The organism is Arthrobacter phoenicis, from assembly GCF_047238215.1.
In the GTDB taxonomy this organism is placed as follows: Bacteria; Actinomycetota; Actinomycetes; order Actinomycetales; family Micrococcaceae; genus Arthrobacter.
Genome location: NZ_JBDFMK010000001.1, coordinates 424281 through 443326, shown reverse-complemented (window position 1 = coordinate 443326; position 19046 = coordinate 424281). Strand labels below are relative to the sequence as shown.

The window sequence follows — 19046 nt, the reverse complement described above, 5'->3', positions numbered from 1 at the left end:
TCGATCCCAGAGGAGTCCCCGTGACCTCGGTCAGCCTCGGAATGCCGTCGGCACCGCCCCCCGTTCTTGCCCCGCGCCGGAAAACCCGCCAGATCAAGGTCGGCTCGGTCGGCGTCGGCTCCGACTTCCCGATCAGCGTGCAGTCCATGACGACCACGCCGACCACGGACATCAACGCCACCCTGCAGCAGATCGCCGAGCTCACCGCCTCCGGCTGTGACATCGTCCGCGTGGCCTGCCCCTCCGCCGACGACGCGGAGGCGCTGCCCATCATCGCGAAGAAGTCGCAGATCCCGGTGATCGCGGACATCCACTTCCAGCCGAAGTACGTCTTCGCCGCGATCGAGGCCGGCTGCGCCGCGGTCCGGGTCAACCCTGGAAACATCCGCAAGTTCGATGACCAGGTCAAGGAAATCGCCCGCGCCGCCAAGGACCACGGCACCTCCATCCGGATCGGCATCAACGCCGGTTCGCTGGAGCCCGGCATCATGAAGAAGTACGGCAAGGCCACCCCGGAGGCGCTCGTCGAGTCCGCCGTCTGGGAAGCCTCGCTGTTTGAGGAGCACGGCTTCCACGACTTCAAGATCTCGGTCAAGCACAACGACCCCGTCGTCATGGTGGCCGCCTACGAGATGCTTGCGGAAAAGGGCGACTGGCCCCTGCACCTCGGCGTGACCGAGGCCGGCCCCGCCTTCCAGGGCACCATCAAGTCCGCCACCGCCTTCGGCGCCCTGCTCTCCCGGGGCATCGGCGACACCATCCGCGTGTCCCTCTCCGCCCCGCCGGTGGAGGAGGTCAAGGTGGGCAACCAGATCCTGCAGTCGCTGAACCTGCGCCCCCGCAAGCTCGAGATCGTCTCCTGCCCGTCCTGCGGACGCGCCCAGGTGGATGTCTACACGCTCGCCGAGGAAGTCACCGCCGGCCTCGAGGGCATGGAGGTGCCGCTGCGCGTCGCCGTCATGGGCTGTGTGGTGAACGGACCCGGCGAGGCCCGCGAGGCGGACCTCGGTGTGGCGTCCGGCAACGGCAAGGGCCAGATCTTCGTCAAGGGCGAGGTCATCAAGACCGTCCCCGAGAACCAGATCGTTGAAACACTGATCGAAGAGGCAATGCGCCTCGCCGAAGAGATGGGGGAAGCCGATGGCGAAGATGCTGTCAAGGGTGGCCCCGTGGTTAGCGTTTCGTAAGGACGGTACCCAGGCCGGTGCCGCCGTCCGCCTCCTGGGCGCCGGCGACACCGGCACCCTCCGCGATCTTGCGCGGCGCGACCCCGTCGCGAACGTCTTCATCCTGTCCCACCTCGAATCCACCGGTAGCGCCGCGCCAACTGCAGGCGGCGCCAGCATCCTCGGCGTGTTCGACGGCGGGACGCTCGTCTCGGCCTGCTGGGCCGGGGCCAACCTGGTGCCGGTCGAACTGGACACCGACCTAGCCCCCCTCGTCGCGGCCGCCGCACACCGCGCCGGGCGCCGCTACGCCTCCATCTTCGGCCCCGCCGAAGCCGTGCTGGCGCTGCACGAGGCCATGGAGGACCTCGGGCATACCGCCCAGGAAATCAGGGCCGACCAGCCGCTCATGACCATCAGCGGCGCGCCGCTGATCGAGCCCAACCCGGCGTTGGGCTTCGGGCAGATGGCCGACTTCGACCGCATCCTCCCCGCCTGCGCCGCCATGTTCGAGGAGGAGGTGGGCTACTCGCCCTACCTCGGCGGCCGCGAGTTCTACAGCCGGCGGGTCAAGGGACTCATCCGGGCCGGGCACTCCATGGTCCACCTCGGCCCCGACGGCGAGGTCATCTTCAAAGCCGAACTCGGCGCGGTCACATCCGCCGTCACGCAGGTGCAGGGCGTCTGGATGAACCCCACCCACCGCGGGCTCGGCCTCAGCGCCGGATACATGGCCGCCGTCGTGCTCCTGGCCCAGCGGCTCGCACCGGTGACCAGCCTCTACGTCAACGACTTCAACGTCCGCGCCCGGGCCAGCTACGAGCGGGTGGGCTTCGAACAGACCGGCAGCTTTGCGACGGTGCTGTTCTAAGACGGTGCTGTTCTAAGCCGGCGCCCTTCTAAGCCGGTGCCGTTCCACCCCGCCCGAGACACGTCATGTCACCGACTTGTGACAAAAATATAAGGGCACACTCTTGTTTTGGCGACGGGGATCACATAGGTTCTAGCTAGCCGCGCCGAGAAGGCGCGAGCGGTCTCAGGGGGAAACCACCAACTGGCCCCGCAGCCGCCCGGAAGGGCAGGCTCGGGCCAGGGTTAACAGCCTTGATAAAAGCGGCACTGGGGTCGCGGGGCCGCGCCACGACGGATGACCAGCCGGAAACGGCCAGGGGCTTCCACGCCGGGGCGCGGCCCTTCCCATTCCCGGACGTCTGCCGCCCGGACATGCCGCCCCGGGAACCCGCCGCACCGGGACCCTGCCCCGCGGCGAGGCGGTAGATTGGTAGCTGGACATTTCGTGCCTCCCCGGAGGCCCCGCATTTCTCAGAAACGGATACCTCTCCAGTGGTCCTTCGACTCTCCCAGCTGTTCCTGCGCACCCTGCGTGAAGACCCCGCCGACGCCGAGGTGGCCAGCCACCGGCTGCTGGTCCGGGCCGGCTACATCCGCCGCGCGGCCCCCGGCATCTACACCTGGCTGCCGCTGGGCCTGAGCGTGCTGCGCCGGGTGGAGCAGATCATCCGGGAGGAGATGACGGCGATCGGCGCCCAGGAGGTCCACTTCCCGGCGCTGCTGCCGAAGGAACCCTACGAGGCGACCAACCGCTGGACCGAGTACGGCGAGGGCATCTTCCGGCTCAAGGACCGCAAGGGCAACGACTACCTGCTGGCCCCCACGCACGAGGAAATGTTCACCCTGCTGGTCAAGGACCTGTACTCCTCGTACAAGGACCTGCCGCTGAGCATCTACCAGATCCAGAACAAGTACCGCGACGAGGCACGCCCCCGGGCAGGCCTGCTCCGCGGCCGTGAGTTCATCATGAAGGACTCCTACTCCTTCGACGTCGACGACGCCGGCCTGGACGCCAGCTACGCCGCGCACCGCAGCGCCTACCTGAAGATCTTCGAGCGCCTCGGCCTCGAGGTCATCCCGGTGACCGCGACGGCCGGCGCCATGGGCGGGTCCAAGAGCGAGGAATTCCTGCACCCCACCGAAATCGGCGAGGACACCTTCGTCCGGTCCGCCGGCGGCTACGCGGCCAACGTCGAGGCCGTCACCACCGTCGTTCCCGCGGAGATCGACTTCACCAACGCCCCCGCCGCCGAGGTGCGCGACACCCCGGACACCCCCACCATCGACACCCTCGTGGCGGCCGCCAACGCACTGGCACCCCGCAGCGAGGCCGACGGCGGCGCCTGGACCGCCGCGGACACGCTGAAGAACGTCGTGCTCGCCGTCACCCTGCCCACCGGTGAGCGCCAGCTCGTCGTCATCGGCGTCCCCGGCGACCGCGGCGTGGACCTCAAGCGCGTCGAGGCCACCATAGGATCCTTCCTGCCGATCGCCGGCGAGATCACCCTGGAGGCCGCCAACGAGGAGGACCTCAAGAAGCAGCCGCCGCTGGTCAAGGGCTACATCGGCCCGGGCCTGTCCCTGGACGCCCCGCTGCTCGGTTCCGAGGGCGCGTCGAAGCTGCTCTACCTGGTGGACCCCCGCGTCGTCAGCGGCTCCGCCTGGATCACCGGCGCCAACGAGGCCGGCAAGCACGTCTTCGGCCTGGTGGCCGGACGCGACTTCGGCTGGGACGGCGTCATCGAGGCCACCGAAGTCCGCGCCGGCGACCCCGCCCCGGACGGCTCCGGCCCGCTGGAAACCGCCCGCGGCATCGAAATGGGCCACATCTTCCAGCTCGGCCGCAAGTACGCCGAGGCCCTGGACCTCAAAGTCCTGGACCAGAACGGCAAGCAGGTCGTCGTCACCATGGGCTCCTACGGCGTCGGCGTGACCCGCGCGGTGGCGGCCCTGGCCGAATCCAACCACGACGAGAAGGGCCTGGTCTGGCCCCGCGCCGTCGCCCCGGCCGACGTGCACGTCGTCGCCGTCGGACGCGGCGAGGAGATCTTCGCCGCCGCCGAGAAGCTCGCGCTCGAACTGGAGGCCGCCGGCCTCCAGGTCATCTACGACGACCGACCCAAGGTCTCCCCGGGCGTGAAGTTCGGCGACGCCGAACTCGTCGGCGTGCCCACCATCCTGGCCGTCGGCCGCGGCCTGGTGGACGGCGTCGTCGAGATCAAGGACCGCCGCAGCGGCGCAGCCGAGAACATCGCCGTGGACCGGGCGGTGGACTACGTGGTCAACGCCGTCCGCAACGCCTGACCCGGCCCGGGGATGCTTTCGGGTCTTGAATCAATCCAGCTCACCACCCTGATCCTGGTGGTGGTGGCCGGGTTCGCCGCCGGCTGGATCGACGCCGTCGTCGGCGGCGGGGGACTGATCCAGCTGCCGGTCATGCTCCTGGTGCCGGGCATCAGCCCGGTGCAGGCGCTGGCGACCAACAAGATGGGCTCCATCTTCGGCACCACCACCAGCGCGGTGACGTTCTACCGCCGGGTGCGGCCGGACCTGCGCACCGCCATCCCGATGGCGGTGATCGCCCTGGCCGGCAGCTTCGGCGGGGCGATCCTGGCCGCCACCCTGCCGGCGAGCGTCTTCAAGCCGATCATCGTGGCCGCGCTGGTGGCCGTGGCCCTGTTCACGGCGCTGCGGCCCAACGTGGGCGAGCTGACCAAGCTGCGCCACGACGGGCACCGGCACTATCTGATCGCCTGCCTGATCGGCGGCGTCATCGGGTTCTATGACGGCATGATCGGCCCGGGGACGGGGTCCTTCCTGATCATCGCGCTGGTCTCCGCCATGGGCTACGCCTTCCTTGAAGCCAGCGCCAAGGCGAAGATCGTCAACATGGCCACCAACGCCGGTGCGCTGCTGTTCTTCCTGCCGCACGGGTCCCTGCTCTGGGGCCTCGGCCTGGTCCTCGGCGGGGCCAACATGGCCGGTGGCTACCTCGGTGCCCGGACCGCCGTCAGCCGGGGCAGCAAGTTCATCCGGATCGTGTTCCTGGTGGTGGTGGGCGTGCTGATCATCAAGCTCGGCTCCGACGTCTGGCACGACACCCTCGGCTAAGACTCATGTGCCGGGCTCCGGTATTCGCCGGGCTCCGCGTTTTGTTGGAGCCCGCCCGGACCGCAGGACCCTGCCGCTGCGTCGGCGCCCGGGCGTACCATGCAGCTATGTCCGCACCCGGTGAGCGCTACCGCGACGCCCTGGCCGCTGCGGCCGGGCACGCCCGGCGGTGGCTGGAGAGCCAGCAGTCCCGTCCCATCGGCCCCGCCCGGAGCGCTGCCGAGCTCGCCGCCGACTTCGGCGGCCCGCTCCCGTCCGGCGGCACCCCCGCGGCCGAGGTGGTGGACTACCTCGCGGAAAAGGCCGAACCCGGGCTGATGGCCATGCCCTCCGGCCGGTTCTTCGGATGGGTGATCGGCGGGACGCTGCCCGCCGCCCTGGCCGCGGACTGGCTGGTCAGCGCCTGGGACCAGAACGCCGGGCTTCGTTTCGCCACTCCCGCCACCGCCGCCATCGAGGAGGCCGCGGGCCGATGGCTGCTCGAGCTGCTGGGCCTGCCCCAGGAGTCGGGGGTGGGGTTCGCCACCGGCGCCACCATAGCCAACTTCACCGGCCTGGCCGCCGCGCGCTGGCGCCTGCTGCACGACGCCGGCTGGGACTCCGACGCCGACGGACTCTCCGGCGCGCCGCGGATCCGCTGCTTCGCGGGCGCCGAACGCCACGACACCATTGACCTGGGCCTCCGCTACCTCGGGCTCGGCCGGCCCGCCGCCGTACCCGCGGACGCGGAGGGCCGGATCGACCCGGCGGCCCTGGACCGCGCCCTCGGGGCGGCGGTTGCGGAGGGTGGTCCGGGTACCGGATCCGTGCCGCTGCTGGTCTGCCTGCAGGCCGGCAACCTGCACTCGGGTGCCTTCGATCCGTTCCGGGAGGCCATCGCCGTCGCCAAATCCCACGGCGCGTGGGTCCATGTGGACGGGGCCTTCGGTCTCTGGGCCGCCGCCGTGCCGGAACTGGCCGCCCTGACCGACGGGCTGGACGGGGCAGACTCCTGGGGGACCGACGCGCACAAGACCCTCAATGTGCCCTATGACTGCGGGATCGCGGTGGTCCGGGACGTCACCGCGCTCCGGGCGGCGATGGGCCTGCACACCAGCTACCTCATCCAGGCCGCGGACGGGGCCGCCGATCCGTTCGAGAGCGTACCGGAGCTGTCCCGGCGGGCCCGGGGCGTGCCGGTCTGGGCCGCGCTGAAGTCCCTCGGCCGTGACGGCGTCGCCGCGCAGGTACGCGGTCTGGTGCTCCGCGCCCGCCAACTGGCCGAGGCGCTGGCCGCACTCGAAGGCGTCGAGGTGCTTAACGACGTCGTCTACACCCAGGTCTCCCTGGCCTTCGGTGACGACGCCACCACCCGGGCCGTGACTGACCGGATCATCGCCGACGGCCGGGTCTGGATGTCCGGTTCGCGGTGGCGGGGCCGGGACATCCTGCGGATCTCGGTGAGTAACTGGAGCACCGACGACGGCGACGTGGCCACCGCCGTTGCGGCGGTCCGGGACGCGCTTGCCGCCGTCCGGGGCGTCCCGGAGCAGGCGGGCACCTAGCGCGGTACCTAGCGCGGCAGCCTCGTCATGGTTGCCTAGCCGCGGGAGGGGCCGGAGGCGCCCGGGACCGGCAGGTCGGCTGGCATCGGCAGCCCGTCGAGGGTCTGCCCGGCGAGGGTGCTGGCGACCCAGAGTGAACGCGTCCGGCCGCCGTCGTTCCGCTCCTCCGCGTACCAGAGCGCGTTCTCGACTTCCCGCCCCAGGGCCCATTGCCGGGCGACGTCGCCGTCCAGGCCCGCGGCGGCGCTGAAATCGTGGCAGCGCTCCAGCAGCGCCGCGGCCGGATCGGCGGCGGACAACTCGGCCAGCCGGTTCCAGAGCAGCGGCGCCACCGCGAACTCCGCCTCGCCCACCAGCGGGTGCGGATCGATGGCACGGTAATCGTCCGGATCCCCGGACCCGGCCGTTGTCCCGGGACGGGCCAGGATGTTCAGGAAGTGCAGGTCGGCGTGGACCAGGACGTCGACGCCGGAGCGCCGGCCCACCACGCCCCGGGTCTGGCAGACCTCCAGGGCGGCTTCCAGGAGCCAGCGGGGGAAGGGCCGGCCCAGAGCCTCCCAGCGCTCCGGGAACTCGTCGCTCCACCGCTCGGCCAGGGCGGCCACCTGCTCGAAGCCGTGCCACGCAGGTCGGCCGTCCGGGGCGATCGAGAGCTCGCGGACCAGGCCGCCCCACACCGCGGCGGCCGCCGCCAGGGGCACCTCCTGCAGCGAGCGAGCGGCCTCCAGCCGCTCCAGCACCAGCACGCCCGCGTCCGGGTCGGCGGCGACCAGCCGGACCGCGCCCCGGCCCTCCCAGAGCCTCAGAGCGACATGTTCCGTCCGGGATTCCTCGTGCGGGTAGGCGGCCTTCAGTACACCGGGCGTGCCGTCGTTCAGCCGCACCGGGACGACGACGGCGCCGTGGCCGATCCACGGTTCCGCGCCGGCCGCCAGGTCCGGGACAAGCGAAAACGTCCCAAGGGCGTCCGCGATCACGCCGGGCAGGGACGCCAGCCAGGCACGGCCCGCGGCGGTCCGGGAATACCTGCGGGTTAGGGCGGCGGGGATCGGAACGGGGCTGGGCGGGGTCACCGTCCCAGCGTAGTGGCGGCCGGTCAGCCGGCGAAGCCGCTCGCGCCCAGCCAGTTGCCGATCAGGAAGGTGGCCAGCAGCGCCGCGGCGCCGCCGATCACCACGCGGATCGCGGCCTTGCCCTTGGAGCCGCCGCCGATCCAGGCGCCCACGGCACCCGTGGCGGCCAGGGCGACCAGCACCGCGGCGAAGGTGAGCGGCACGCGGATGTTTTCCGGGGGCAGCAGAATCGCCAGCATCGGGAGGATCGCTCCGACCAGGAAGGCGATGGCGGACGCTAGGGCGGCGTGCCAGGGGCTGACGATGTCGGTCTCATCGATGTTCAGTTCGGCCGCGAGGTGCGCGCCGAGCGCGTCGTGGGCGGTCAGTTCCCGGGCCACGGCGCCGGCGGTCTCCGGGCTGAGGCCCTTCGCCTGGTAGATGGCGGTGAGCTCGGCGAGCTCCTCCTCGGGCTGTTCGGCCAGCTCGCGGCGTTCCTTCTCGATCAGCGCCTCCTGGCTGTCCTTTTGGCTGCTGACGGACACGTATTCGCCCAGGGCCATGGAGATGGCACCGCCGACGACGCCGGCGGCACCGGCGATCAGGATGGGGCCGGAGTCGGTGGTCACGCCCGCGACGCCCACCACGATCGCGGCGACCGAGACGATCCCGTCATTGGCACCGAGGACACCGGCGCGCAGCCAGTTCAGCCGGTGCGCGAGGTCGTTGCGGTGCGGTTCATTGTCTTGAAGGACGGGTGCCTGGCTGGTTTCCATGCGTACAGCCAACCACCACGGCCGCAAACCCGGCCAGTATCCGGAGGCTAAGCAAAGTAAGCCGCGCCTACCCTGATCCCGCGGCTATCCGGCCGGCGCTGACTAACCGGCAACAGCAGCCGGAAGCGTGGGCAGTTCCGCGGGGTCCACCGACAGGCCCGGGGTCGGCTCCGGTGCGGCGCCCCAGGCGGCGGCGCGGCGGCCGGCCTCCAGCAGTCCGGACACGGCCCACTGGCGGGTGCTGCCGTCGCTGAGGCCCACCAGGTCGGCGTAGGCCGCCAGCGAGCCGGACTCCAGCGCGCGGAGCCCGGCCGCCGGAGAGGCCAGGAACGCGGGGTCCAGCGCGTAGCCGGCCTGGCGCGGGGGAGCGGCGGCGCAGTGCTGCCGGGAAAGTGCCTCGGCGGCCGCGGCGAGGGCCTCGTGGCGGGTCAGCCGGGTGGCCGCCGCGGCGGCCCCGGGGCCGTCCAGACGCGTCAGCGCCACCTGGTAGGCGTAGACGGTTTCCCGTTCGGTGCTGATCACCTCGGCGAGGGCGTTCGCCAGGTCCGCACGCGCCGGTGACGCCGACGCGGACGGGGCGGCCCAGGGGGAGTCCGTAGCGGACGGGCAGGCCGAGGGGGACGGGGTCGCGGAACCGGTGGCTGGGGCAGCGCTGGTCGGGGCCGACGCCGGGGCGCCCGTGGTTGACGGGTCCGGCGTGCCGGTCGCGGCGGCCAACGCGGAGGCCTGCAGCAGCTGGCCGGTGCCGACCGAGGCGAGCAGGCGCGCCGTCCCGGGATCCGCCGCGGCGGCGTCGGCCAGGCGTTGCCGCCCGCTGGCGTCCAGTGCGGTGACGAGCGACGCGGCCGTCACCGAAGCGGGAGACGGGGACGCCGAAGCGGGAGACGGGGACGCCGAAGCGGGAGACGGGGACGCCGACGAGGGGGACTGGCCCGGGGACGCAGCGCCGGAGGGCGCCAGGGACGTGGAAGCCGGTGTGCTGGCCGACCCGGGCCGCCAGAGAGCCCGGGCCTGGGTTGTCAGGAAACTCACAGTGCCGTCCGCGGCGGTCCCCGCTCCGGTGAGCCGTTCTGCGGCGGAACGGAGCTCCAGGGTGTCGGTGAGGGCGGCGGCCAGGGCCCGCTCGGACGCGGTCGGCGGAGCCGGTTCCGCGGGCTTTCCGGGGCGCACCACCAGCCCCAAAGTCAGCACCACCACGGCGAGGACGACGATCAGCGCCAGCCGGGGAAGGTTCCGGGGCAGGCGGGCCCGCCGTCGTTCTCCGCTGGTCTCCTCGTTCACAACAGACCATTTTGGCACGGCCCACACGCGAGCCACCGCCGTGGGGCCCCGGGGAGGCCCGACGGCGGTGCGCGGGCCGGAACTGGAGTGCGCCACCGGCCGCGATTGTCGCTACGCTAGTACTCACAACATCATCTAGCAGGAGGCGGGCGGCATCATGACCAACGCAGAAGCCACGACTTCGACAGACCGGACCGGGACGGGGAAGGCTGACGCCGCCCCCGCGCACAACCTGGAGGCCGAGCGGCTTTACGCGCTCCTCGCCCCCGCGGTCCAGGCCAACCGGCTGTACCTGGAAGATGTCTCCATTCACATTGCCGGCGCCAACCGGGTGGTCCACGTCGTCGTCGACCTGCCCCAGGAGGAAACCGGCGGCGTCAGCCTCGACGTGATCGCGGAGATCTCCAAGACCCTTTCGGACATCCTTGACGAGGATCCCAGCACGGATTCCCGGCCGTATGAGCTCGAGGTGTCCTCGCCCGGCGTCGGCCGCCCGCTCACCGAAGAGCGGCACTGGCACCGCGCCCGCGGACGGATGGTCACCGTCAACGTCATCCAGGGTGACAACGTCACCGGCCGGATCCAGTCCGTGGACAGCTCCGGCGTGACGCTGGTCCCCGAACTGGCCGTCAAGAAGGGGATGAAGCCCAAGCAGGGCGACCCCGTGAAGCTTCCTTTCGACAGGATCCGCAGTGGAAAAGTCGAGATAGAGTTCAGCCACCTCGAAGAGGCGCCGCTGGAGAACGACAATGGACCTTCCGAGGAGGCCTAATGGATATTGACATGAGCGCGCTGAGACTCCTGGAGCGTGAGCGTGAAATCCCGCTGGATCTCCTGATCCCCACCATCGAACAGGCCCTCCTGGTCGCCTACCACAAGACGCCGGGCGCCTTCGAGAAGGCCCGCGCCGAGCTGGACCGCAAGAGCGGCCACGTGACCATCTGGGCCACCGAGATCGACGACGACGGCGAGCCCGTCGGCGAGTTCGAGGACACCCCTGCCGGCTTCGGCCGGATCGCCGCCAGCACCGCCCGCCAGATCATCCTGCAGCGCCTGCGCGACGCCGAGGACGACAACGTCCTGGGCCAGTTCAAGGGCCGCGAGGGCGAACTCGTCGCCGGCACCATCCAGCAGGGCAACAACCCGCACATGATCCAGGTGAACCTCGGCACGGTGGAGGCGCTGCTGCCGCCGCCCGAACAGGTCCCCGGCGAGAAGTACATCCACGGCAACCGGCTCCGCGCCTTCGTCATCGACGTGCACCGCGGCACCAAGGGCCCGTCCATCACGCTGTCCCGGTCCCACCCCGGCCTGGTCCGCAAGCTCTTCGAACTCGAGGTCCCGGAAATCGCGGACCACTCGGTCGAGATCGTGGCGCTGGCCCGCGAAGCCGGACACCGCACCAAGATCGCGGTCAAGGCCAACATCCCGGGCGTCAACGCCAAGGGTGCCTGCATCGGCGAGATGGGCTCCCGCGTCCGCGCCGTGATGACCGAGCTGAACGAGGAAAAGATCGACATCGTCGACTACAGCGACGATCCGGCCACCTTCATCGCCAGTGCGCTCTCGCCCTCGCGGGTGAATTCGGTCACCATCACGGACGAGGCCACCCGGTCCGCCCGCGTGGTGGTCCCGGACTACCAGCTCTCCCTCGCCATCGGCAAGGAGGGCCAGAACGCCCGCCTGGCCGCCAAGCTCACAGGCTGGCGGATCGACATTGTCTCGGACGCAGCGGAGAACAAGGACAAGTAGTCCCTCCCGCATCCCCACGTTCGGCCCCGGCGCAGCCCCTGCCCGGGGCCGAACGGCGTTTCCCCGGCCCCGCCCGTTTCGGGACCGGGGCGCCGGAGGGCTAGAATAGACAGTGACCGCGCCTTCGGGCCGGCGTCCTTGTGCCCTCGGCGCGTGCGGCTTTCCCAGCGGACGTGCCCGGGCCGGCAGGTGGTTACGGCAGGAAGATACTCGCAGTGGCAGAAACTCAGCAGCTCGGGAATCAGCCGCAACGTACCTGCATCGGGTGCCGCAAGAAGGGAACGCGGTCGGAACTGCTCCGGCTGGTCGCCGGCGCCGGCGGGTCAACCGCCGTCGTGGTCGACGAACGACGCCGGATGGCAGGCCGGGGAGCATGGTTGCACCCCAGCGAAAAGTGCCTGGCACTGGCGGTCAAGCGCCGTGCGTTCGGACGCGCCCTCAACGGCGCCGCCGGAACGGACGACGTCGAACGCCGGATCCTGGCAGGCACGCTGCAGACACCTCCGGTGGCCGCAGCAACAACCGTCCAACCTGAAAGCGGGTCAGAAAACTGATGGAAACCCGATGAGTTCCCAGCGATGAGTACGCAACGATGACAACTTTGTTGCGCTCTGCAATGGGCCTTTCAGCTGCACCCGCGGCGGAGGCCCGCAGTAAGAAGTAGACGGTTCGTGCCTGGCTCGGTGCGGACCGAGACAGGAGAAATGTGGCCAAGGTCCGCGTACATGAGCTCGCCAAAGAGCTCGGTATTACTTCCAAAGATGCAGTGACAAAACTGCAGGAACTGGGCGAATTCGTTCGCTCCGCCTCTTCCACCATTGAGGCACCGGTGGTGCGGAAACTCCGCAACGCCTTCCCCGACGCGCCTGCCGCTTCCAAGACCGAAGCGCCCGCGTCCGCCCCCAAGGCCAGCCCCGCCGCCAACCGCCCGGCCCCCGCGCCGGCTCCGGCCGCGCCGAAGGCCGAAGCTCCCGCAGCCCCCGCCGCCGCTCCGGCGCCGTCGGCTCCTGCCCCGGCAGCCCCCGCTGCCGCTCCGGCCGCCGAGGCTCCCGCCGCGCCGTCCACCGCTGCCAAGCCCGGCGCACGCCCGGCCCCCAAGGCTGAAGCGCCCGCCGCTCCGGCCCGCCAGGGTGGCTCCGCGCCGCGTCCCGGCGGTCCCCGTCCGGGCAACAACCCGTTCGCCACCTCGCAGGGCATGCCCCGCGGCCGTGGCGGCGACAACGAACGTACCGCCCGTCCGGGCAACAACCCGTTCGCGCCGTCCCAGGGGATGCCGCGTCCGGGTGGCAGCCAGGGCGACCGCCCCGGCGGCCCCCGCCCCGCAGCCGGTGCCGGTGGACCCCGTCCGGGTGCACCGCGTCCCGCCGGTGCTGCAGGTCCCCGTCCGGGCGCCCCGCGTCCGGCCGGTGCCCCCGGCGCCCGTCCGGGTGCCGGCGGAAACCGCCCGACCCCGGGCATGATGCCCAACCGCACCGAGCGTCCCGCACCCACCGGTGCAGGCCGTCCCGGCGGCGGCCGCGGCCCGGGCCGTCCGGGTGCTCCCGGCACCGGCGGTCCCGGTGGCGGCGGCGCCCCGGCCGGCGGCGGTTTCGGCAAGGGTGGCCGCGGACGGGGTGGCACCCAGGGTGCCTTCGGTAAGGGCGGCGCAGGCCGCGGCAAGCAGCGCAAGTCCAAGCGCGCCAAGCGCCAGGAACTTGAACAGATGAGCGCTCCGTCGCTGGGTGGCGTGAGCGTACCCCGCGGCGACGGCAACACCGTGGTGCGCCTGCGCCGCGGCTCGTCCATCACGGACTTCGCCGACAAGATCGAGGCAAACCCCGCCGCACTGGTGACGGTCCTCTTCCACCTGGGCGAAATGGCCACGGCCACGCAGTCCCTGGACGAAGAGACCTTCGCGCTGCTCGGCGAGGAGCTTGGCTACAAGCTGCAGGTCGTCTCGCCGGAAGACGAGGAGCGCGAGCTGCTCTCCGGCTTCGACATCGACTTCGACGCCGAGCTTGAGGCCGAGGGCGACGAGGAACTTGAGGCACGTCCTCCGGTTGTCACCGTCATGGGCCACGTCGACCACGGTAAGACCCGCTTGCTCGATGCCATCCGCAAGTCCGACGTCATGGCGGGCGAGCACGGCGGCATCACGCAGCACATCGGTGCCTACCAGGTCACGCACAACCACGAGGGCACCGATCGCAAGATCACCTTCATCGATACCCCGGGCCACGAGGCGTTCACCGCCATGCGTGCCCGTGGTGCGAAGGTTACCGACATCGCCATCCTGGTGGTCGCAGCGGACGACGGTGTTATGCCGCAGACCGTTGAAGCCCTCAACCACGCTCAGGCGGCCAATGTGCCGATCGTCGTGGCCGTGAACAAGATCGACAAGGAAGGCGCCAACCCGGACAAGGTCCGCGGCCAGCTGACCGAGTACGGCCTGGTTCCGGAAGAGTACGGTGGCGACACCATGTTCGTGGAGGTCTCTGCCCGCCAGAACCTCAACATCGACGAGCTGCTCGAGGCCGTCCTGCTCACCGCGGACGCAGCCCTGGACATGCGCGCCAACCCGAACAAGGACGCCCGCGGTATCGCGATCGAAGCGAACCTGGACAAGGGCCGCGGTGCGGTTGCCACCGTCTTGGTCCAGTCCGGTACCCTGCACGTCGGCGACACCATCGTGGCAGGCACGGCCCACGGCCGCGTCCGTGCGATGTTTGACGACGACGGCAGCGCCCTGACCGAGGCCGGTCCGTCCCGCCCCGTCCAGGTGCTGGGTCTGTCCAACGTCCCGCGCGCCGGTGACACCTTCTTCGTGACCGCTGACGAGCGTACCGCCCGCCAGATCGCCGAGAAGCGTGAAGCCGCCGACCGCAACGCCGCCCTGGCCAAGCGCCGCAAGCGCATCAGCCTGGAAGACTTCGACCAGGCCGTCGCCGATGGCAAGATCGACACCCTCAACCTCATCCTCAAGGGTGACGTGTCCGGTGCCGTGGAAGCCCTCGAAGACGCGCTGCTCAAGATCGACGTCGGCGAGGGTGTCCAGCTCCGCGTCATCCACCGCGGTGTCGGTGCGATCACGCAGAACGACGTCAACCTGGCAACGGTCGACTCTGCCGTCATCATCGGCTTCAACGTCAAGCCCGCCGAGCGGGTTGCCGAACTGGCAGACCGCGAAGGCGTGGACATGCGCTTCTACTCCGTCATCTACGCAGCCATCGATGACATCGAGGCAGCCCTCAAGGGCATGCTCAAGCCGGAGTACGAAGAGGTCCAGCTGGGCACGGCCGAGGTCCGCGAGGTCTTCCGTTCGTCCAAGTTCGGCAACATTGCAGGCTCGATCGTCCGCTCCGGCATCATCCGGCGCAACGCCAAGGCCCGCATCAGCCGCGACGGCAAGATCATCGGCGACAACCTCACCGTTGAGACGCTCAAGCGCTTCAAGGACGACGCCACCGAGGTCCGCACGGACTTCGAGTGTGGTATCGGTCTTGGCTCGTACAACGACATCACCGAAGGCGACATCATCGAGACCTTCGAGATGCGCGAGAAGCCGCGCGTCTAACGTGTTGCTTCAGGTGGGGCCGTCGGAATTTTCCGGCGGCCCCGCCCCTTCGCTGGGCGGCAAAGGATCTGCGATCCTTTGCCGCCCAGCTTCGGCAGGCCCGATGCCACTCCCAGGCCGCCGGAAAGATTCCAACGGCGTCCGTCGTTGACTCACCGCGGTGCGTGGCAGAAAACTGAAACGAGCGACCCCGCCTGGTAGGCGCCGTCGTACATCCAAAATTTTTTAGGAGTGGAAATGGCTGATCCCGCACGGGCTGCCAAGTTGGCGCAGCGGATCAAGGTTGTGGTTGCGGAGGCTTTGGGCCGACGGGTGAAGGATCCCCGGCTCGAGGGCGTAACCGTGACCGATGCGCGGGTGACCAACGACCTGCAGCACGCCACGGTGTACTACACCGTGTTCGGCGACGAGACCGCCCAGGCCGACGCCGCGAAGGGCCTGGAGAAGGCCAAGGGCGTGCTCCGGCAGGAAGTCGGCCGCAACATCACCGTCCGGCTGACCCCGACCCTGGAGTTCGTCGCCGACCAGATCCCCGTGGTGGCCTCCAACCTTGAGGAGCTGCTGCGCGAGGCGAAGAAGCGCGACGCCGAGGTGGCGGCCCTCGCGGCCGGCGCCAAGCACGCCGGCGACGCCGACCCGTACAAGAGCGACATCCCCGACGACGTCGAACCTGACGACGAGGACTTTGACGAGGACGACTTCGACGAGGAGAACCACGATCTCCGCGCCGGCGGCGACATCGACGAGGACAGCAACAAGTAGTCCCGGCACGCCCCGGATCTCCGGCCGGACCCGTTCGCGGGTCCGGCCGGAGGCGTATCCGGGGCAGGCCGGCCGCCGCCCGCGGGGCCTTTGGACCCTAGGCGCTCCGGCGCCCGGAGGGTCCCATGGAACCATGACTCCGGGGCACCCGAACGACGGCGGCAGGCCATGACCACGGCGCTCGTGACGTGCCCGAACTGCGGCGCCACCAACCGCATCCCCGCCGCCGTGGCCGGCCACCCCCGCTGCGGCAAATGCCGGCAGGACCTGCCCTGGATCGTGACCGCCGGGGACGCGGACTTCGCCGCGATCGCGGAGCAGTCATCGGTGCCGGCGCTGGTGGATTTCTGGGCCGCCTGGTGCGGGCCCTGCCGCATGGTCAGCCCGGTGCTGGACCGGCTGGCGCGCGAGCGGGCCGGGCAGGTCAAACTCGTCAAGGTCGACGTGGACACCTCCCCGGCCCTGTCCCGGCGCTTCGACGTGCAGGCCATCCCCACCATGCTGGTCATCATCGACGGCACGGTGGTGGCGCGCCAGGCCGGAGCGCCCCCGGCGGCCGCGCTGCGGTCCTGGCTGGACGGGGCGCTGGCCGCCCGGAACCAGGGGAGCCGGCGGTGACCGGGATCCTTCGCTAGGCGGTGGGCAGCAGCTGGGGCGAGCTCAGGCGCGCCGCGTCAGCGACGCCGTCGGGCTCCCAGTCGGCCCAGCAGCGGCGACCCCATGCCGAGCAGGAAGCCGAAGTCGTACCAGTTGCCGGCGCGGGCCGTGTTGTAGAACGGGAATTCCTTCCACGCCCCGAAGACGTGGGCGATCAGGATGATCCAGGCCGTCAGCCCGTTCCAGATGCCCCACAGCAGGTCCTGCCACCACATGGACGCCTCCGTTTTCCTTGTCGTTGTCCGCCGCCCGCAGCTGGGACGTGTCGGGTCAGGCTACTGCCTGGCCGCATCCCGCGGTAGGGACTCCGGGGCCGTGTCGTCCCCGGACTGGCCCCTGCCGGGCAGCCGCTCCAGCCCCTCGACCAGTTCAGCGGTGCCGCCGCAGAGGGCGATCCGGATCCAGCCCTCGCCGATCGAACCGAACGCGGTACCCGGGGCGAAGGCCACTCCCGACTCGGCGAGGAAACGCCGCACCCAGGCCCGGACGTTGCCGCCGCTGACGTGGGACATATCCGCCCACAGGTAGAAGGCCCCCTGGGCGGTCAGGAAGGGGATGCCCTTCGCCTCCAGGACCTGTGAGGCGGAGTCCCGGTTGGTCCGGTAGTGGGCGTGGGCGTGGGACACGTAGTCCTGCGGGCCGGTGAGCGCGGCCAGGGCGGCGTACTGCGAGGGGGAGGCCACGCAGGAGACGATCGCCTCCATGACGTTGTTCATCTGCTGCTCCAGGCCGGGAGGGCAGATCAGTGCGCCGATCCGCAGGCCCGTCAGTCCGTAGGTCTTGGACAGCGTCAGCGACGTGAAGACGCGCGCCTCGCCGGGGACGTCGCTGTCGAACCGGGCCGGGCTGACGTGCGGCACGTCGTAGGTGAAGGCCTCGTAGCATTCATCCGAGATGATCCAGAGGTCGTGCTTCCGGGCCAGTTCCACCAGCCGCCGCGTGAGGTCCTCGCTGAGCACGGCACCCAGCGGGTTCGAGGGCGAGTTGAGCACCAGTACGCGGGTCCGCGGGGTGATCAGCTCCTCAATGTCCTCGATCCGCGGCTGGAAGGCGTGGTCCGGGTACAGCGGGTAACGGACCGGTACGGCGTGCAGCAGGCTGGAGGTCATGGCTAACGTAGGGTAGCCGGGGTTGGGCACCAGGATCTCGTCGCCGGGGGAGAGCAGCAGGCTCATCGCGAAGTGCAGGCCCTGCTGGGCGCCGTCGACGACGTACACGCGGTCCGCGCCGACGTCGACGCCGTTGTGCTCCCGGAAGCGGGCTGCAAACGCCTCGCGCAGTGCGGGAATCCCGGCGTTGGGCGTGTAGTTGGTTTCGTCCCGGTCCAGACACGCCATACCGGCCTCCAGGACGTGGCGGGGGAGTGCGAAACCCGGCTCGCCGATGCTCAGCACGATCGCGCCGGGGGTGTGCCACGCGGCCTCGGTGATCTCGCGGATCTGGTTGACGGGAACATCGCGGACATGGGCGGCTAGCTCTGGCATGGTTGCCATCCTAGCCGCCGGCCCGGCGAGGGGCCGGTGCCTGCCGGCTATGGCTTCCCGGTCCTGTGATGGCGCCTCCGGGCGGGTGCCTTCACGGCGGCGGGAGGCCGGTGTGCCGCGGATATACTGGGAGGCGTGCTTTCTGGACTGGTGATAGTAGACAAGCCGCAGGGTTGGACCAGCCACGATGTGGTTGGGCGGATGCGGCGGATTGCCGGTACCCGAAAGGTGGGCCATGCCGGGACCCTGGACCCGATGGCCACCGGTGTCCTGGTCCTTGGTGTCAACAAGGCCACCCGCCTCCTGACGTACATCGTGGGTACGTCCAAGACCTACACCGCCACGATCCGCCTGGGCGAGTCGACCATCACGGACGACGCCGAGGGCGAGGTGGTCAGCCGCACCAGCGCCGCCGGGGTCACCGAAGACGCCGTCCGTTCCGGCGTCGCCGCCCTCACGGGGGAGATCCAGCAGGTCCCCAGCAGCGTCAGCGCCATCAAGGTCAACGGCGAGCGGGCCTACGCGCGCGTCCGCTCCGGCGAGGAGGTCAAACTCGCCGCACGGCCGGTCACCATCCACCGCTTCGACATCCACGAATTCCGGCGCAGCGCCGACGGCGCCGTGCTGGACCTGGACGTCACCGTCGAGTGCTCCTCCGGCACCTACATCCGCGCCCTCGCCCGCGACCTGGGCGCCGCCCTCGGCGTCGGCGGCCACCTCACGGCCCTGCGCCGCACCCAGGTGGGACCCTACGGCCTCGACCAGGCCCACAGCCTGGAGGAGTTGGCCGAGGAGCTGGACCTGCTCGAAATGTCTCAGGCCGCCCGGGCGCTGATGCCCAACCGCGAACTCAGCGCCGAGGAGACCGTCGAGCTTTCCTTCGGCCGGCGGATCGCCGCCGGCGCGCCGGCCGGTTCACCGGAGGCTGCGACGGCGGAGAACCCGGCGGCGGCCTTTGCCCCCGATGGTTCCCTCGTCGCATTGCTTTCCGACGCCGGCAACTACGCCAAGCCGGTGCTGGTCTTCGCCCCGGACTCCGGAAAGCCGGGTGCCTGA

17 protein-coding genes are annotated in these 19046 nt (G+C 70.6%); 12 read left to right on the top strand and 5 right to left on the bottom strand.

Going from position 1 to position 19046, the window contains the following annotated elements; translation table 11 throughout:
- Positions 1-20 precede the first annotated feature (20 nt).
- The 5 genes from ispG to ABC337_RS02020 all read left to right on the top strand — a co-directional run bounded on the left by ispG (position 21) and on the right by ABC337_RS02020 (position 6673).
- Positions 21-1187, top strand: coding sequence for a flavodoxin-dependent (E)-4-hydroxy-3-methylbut-2-enyl-diphosphate synthase (gene ispG, locus ABC337_RS02040; protein WP_412882570.1), 1167 nt, complete (start codon positions 21-23; stop codon positions 1185-1187).
- Positions 1150-2037: a GNAT family N-acetyltransferase gene (locus ABC337_RS02035; protein WP_412883245.1), complete on the top strand. Its 888-nt coding sequence runs from the start codon at positions 1150-1152 to the stop codon at positions 2035-2037. Before ispG ends, ABC337_RS02035 begins: the two co-directional genes overlap by 38 nt.
- Positions 2038-2510: 473 nt before the next feature.
- On the top strand, positions 2511-4322 hold the full coding sequence (locus ABC337_RS02030; protein ID WP_412882571.1) for a proline--tRNA ligase: 1812 nt from the start codon (positions 2511-2513) through the stop codon (positions 4320-4322).
- Between the two features lie 12 nt (positions 4323-4334).
- Complete coding sequence (locus tag ABC337_RS02025; RefSeq protein WP_412882572.1) at positions 4335-5129, top strand: sulfite exporter TauE/SafE family protein; 795 nt, start codon at positions 4335-4337, stop codon at positions 5127-5129.
- 107 nt (positions 5130-5236) lie between these two features.
- On the top strand, positions 5237-6673 hold the full coding sequence (locus ABC337_RS02020) for a pyridoxal phosphate-dependent decarboxylase family protein (protein WP_412882573.1): 1437 nt from the start codon (positions 5237-5239) through the stop codon (positions 6671-6673).
- Positions 6674-6708: 35 nt separating this feature from the next.
- Here the strand turns inward: ABC337_RS02020 and ABC337_RS02015 are convergent, their stop codons facing one another.
- The 3 genes from ABC337_RS02015 to ABC337_RS02005 all read right to left on the bottom strand — a co-directional run bounded on the left by ABC337_RS02015 (position 6709) and on the right by ABC337_RS02005 (position 9782).
- Positions 6709-7746, bottom strand: coding sequence for an aminoglycoside phosphotransferase family protein (locus ABC337_RS02015; RefSeq protein WP_412882574.1), 1038 nt, complete (start codon positions 7744-7746; stop codon positions 6709-6711).
- 23 nt (positions 7747-7769) lie between these two features.
- Positions 7770-8501, bottom strand: coding sequence for a VIT1/CCC1 transporter family protein (locus tag ABC337_RS02010; RefSeq protein ID WP_412882575.1), 732 nt, complete (start codon positions 8499-8501; stop codon positions 7770-7772).
- A gap of 102 nt (positions 8502-8603) precedes the next feature.
- Positions 8604-9782 carry a DUF4439 domain-containing protein gene (locus ABC337_RS02005; RefSeq protein WP_412882576.1) on the bottom strand — a complete coding sequence of 393 codons (1179 nt, stop codon included), beginning with the start codon at positions 9780-9782 and terminating at the stop codon, positions 8604-8606.
- Positions 9783-9939: 157 nt separating this feature from the next.
- Here ABC337_RS02005 and ABC337_RS02000 point away from each other — a divergent pair, with 157 nt between their 5' ends.
- The 6 genes from ABC337_RS02000 to trxA all read left to right on the top strand — a co-directional run bounded on the left by ABC337_RS02000 (position 9940) and on the right by trxA (position 16467).
- Positions 9940-10554 carry a ribosome maturation factor RimP gene (locus ABC337_RS02000; protein ID WP_412882577.1) on the top strand — a complete coding sequence of 205 codons (615 nt, stop codon included), beginning with the start codon at positions 9940-9942 and terminating at the stop codon, positions 10552-10554.
- A complete protein-coding gene (nusA, locus tag ABC337_RS01995) occupies positions 10554-11534 on the top strand; it encodes a transcription termination factor NusA (RefSeq protein ID WP_290258361.1) in 981 nt (326 codons plus the stop codon). Before ABC337_RS02000 ends, nusA begins: the two co-directional genes overlap by 1 nt.
- 215 nt (positions 11535-11749) lie before the next feature.
- Entirely contained in the window at positions 11750-12088 is a 339-nt protein-coding gene (locus ABC337_RS01990; protein WP_400159431.1) for a YlxR family protein, read from the top strand.
- A gap of 152 nt (positions 12089-12240) precedes the next feature.
- Positions 12241-15087 (top strand): translation initiation factor IF-2, encoded by a 2847-nt coding sequence (infB, locus tag ABC337_RS01985; RefSeq protein WP_412882578.1) that lies wholly within the window; start codon positions 12241-12243, stop codon positions 15085-15087.
- Between the two features lie 237 nt (positions 15088-15324).
- Complete coding sequence (gene rbfA, locus ABC337_RS01980) at positions 15325-15849, top strand: 30S ribosome-binding factor RbfA (RefSeq protein WP_412882579.1); 525 nt, start codon at positions 15325-15327, stop codon at positions 15847-15849.
- 168 nt (positions 15850-16017) lie between these two features.
- The gene (gene trxA, locus ABC337_RS01975) at positions 16018-16467 is read left to right on the top strand and encodes a thioredoxin (protein ID WP_412882580.1); all 450 of its coding nucleotides are present in this window, start codon (positions 16018-16020) and stop codon (positions 16465-16467) included.
- Between the two features lie 56 nt (positions 16468-16523).
- Here the strand turns inward: trxA and ABC337_RS01970 are convergent, their stop codons facing one another.
- Positions 16524-16721: a hypothetical protein gene (locus ABC337_RS01970; protein WP_290258355.1), complete on the bottom strand. Its 198-nt coding sequence runs from the start codon at positions 16719-16721 to the stop codon at positions 16524-16526.
- A gap of 60 nt (positions 16722-16781) precedes the next feature.
- Positions 16782-17990, bottom strand: a complete 1209-nt coding sequence (locus ABC337_RS01965) for a pyridoxal phosphate-dependent aminotransferase (protein WP_412882581.1) — start codon at positions 17988-17990, stop codon at positions 16782-16784.
- Positions 17991-18125: 135 nt separating this feature from the next.
- Here ABC337_RS01965 and truB point away from each other — a divergent pair, with 135 nt between their 5' ends.
- The gene (gene truB, locus ABC337_RS01960; RefSeq protein WP_412882582.1) at positions 18126-19046 is read left to right on the top strand and encodes a tRNA pseudouridine(55) synthase TruB; all 921 of its coding nucleotides are present in this window, start codon (positions 18126-18128) and stop codon (positions 19044-19046) included.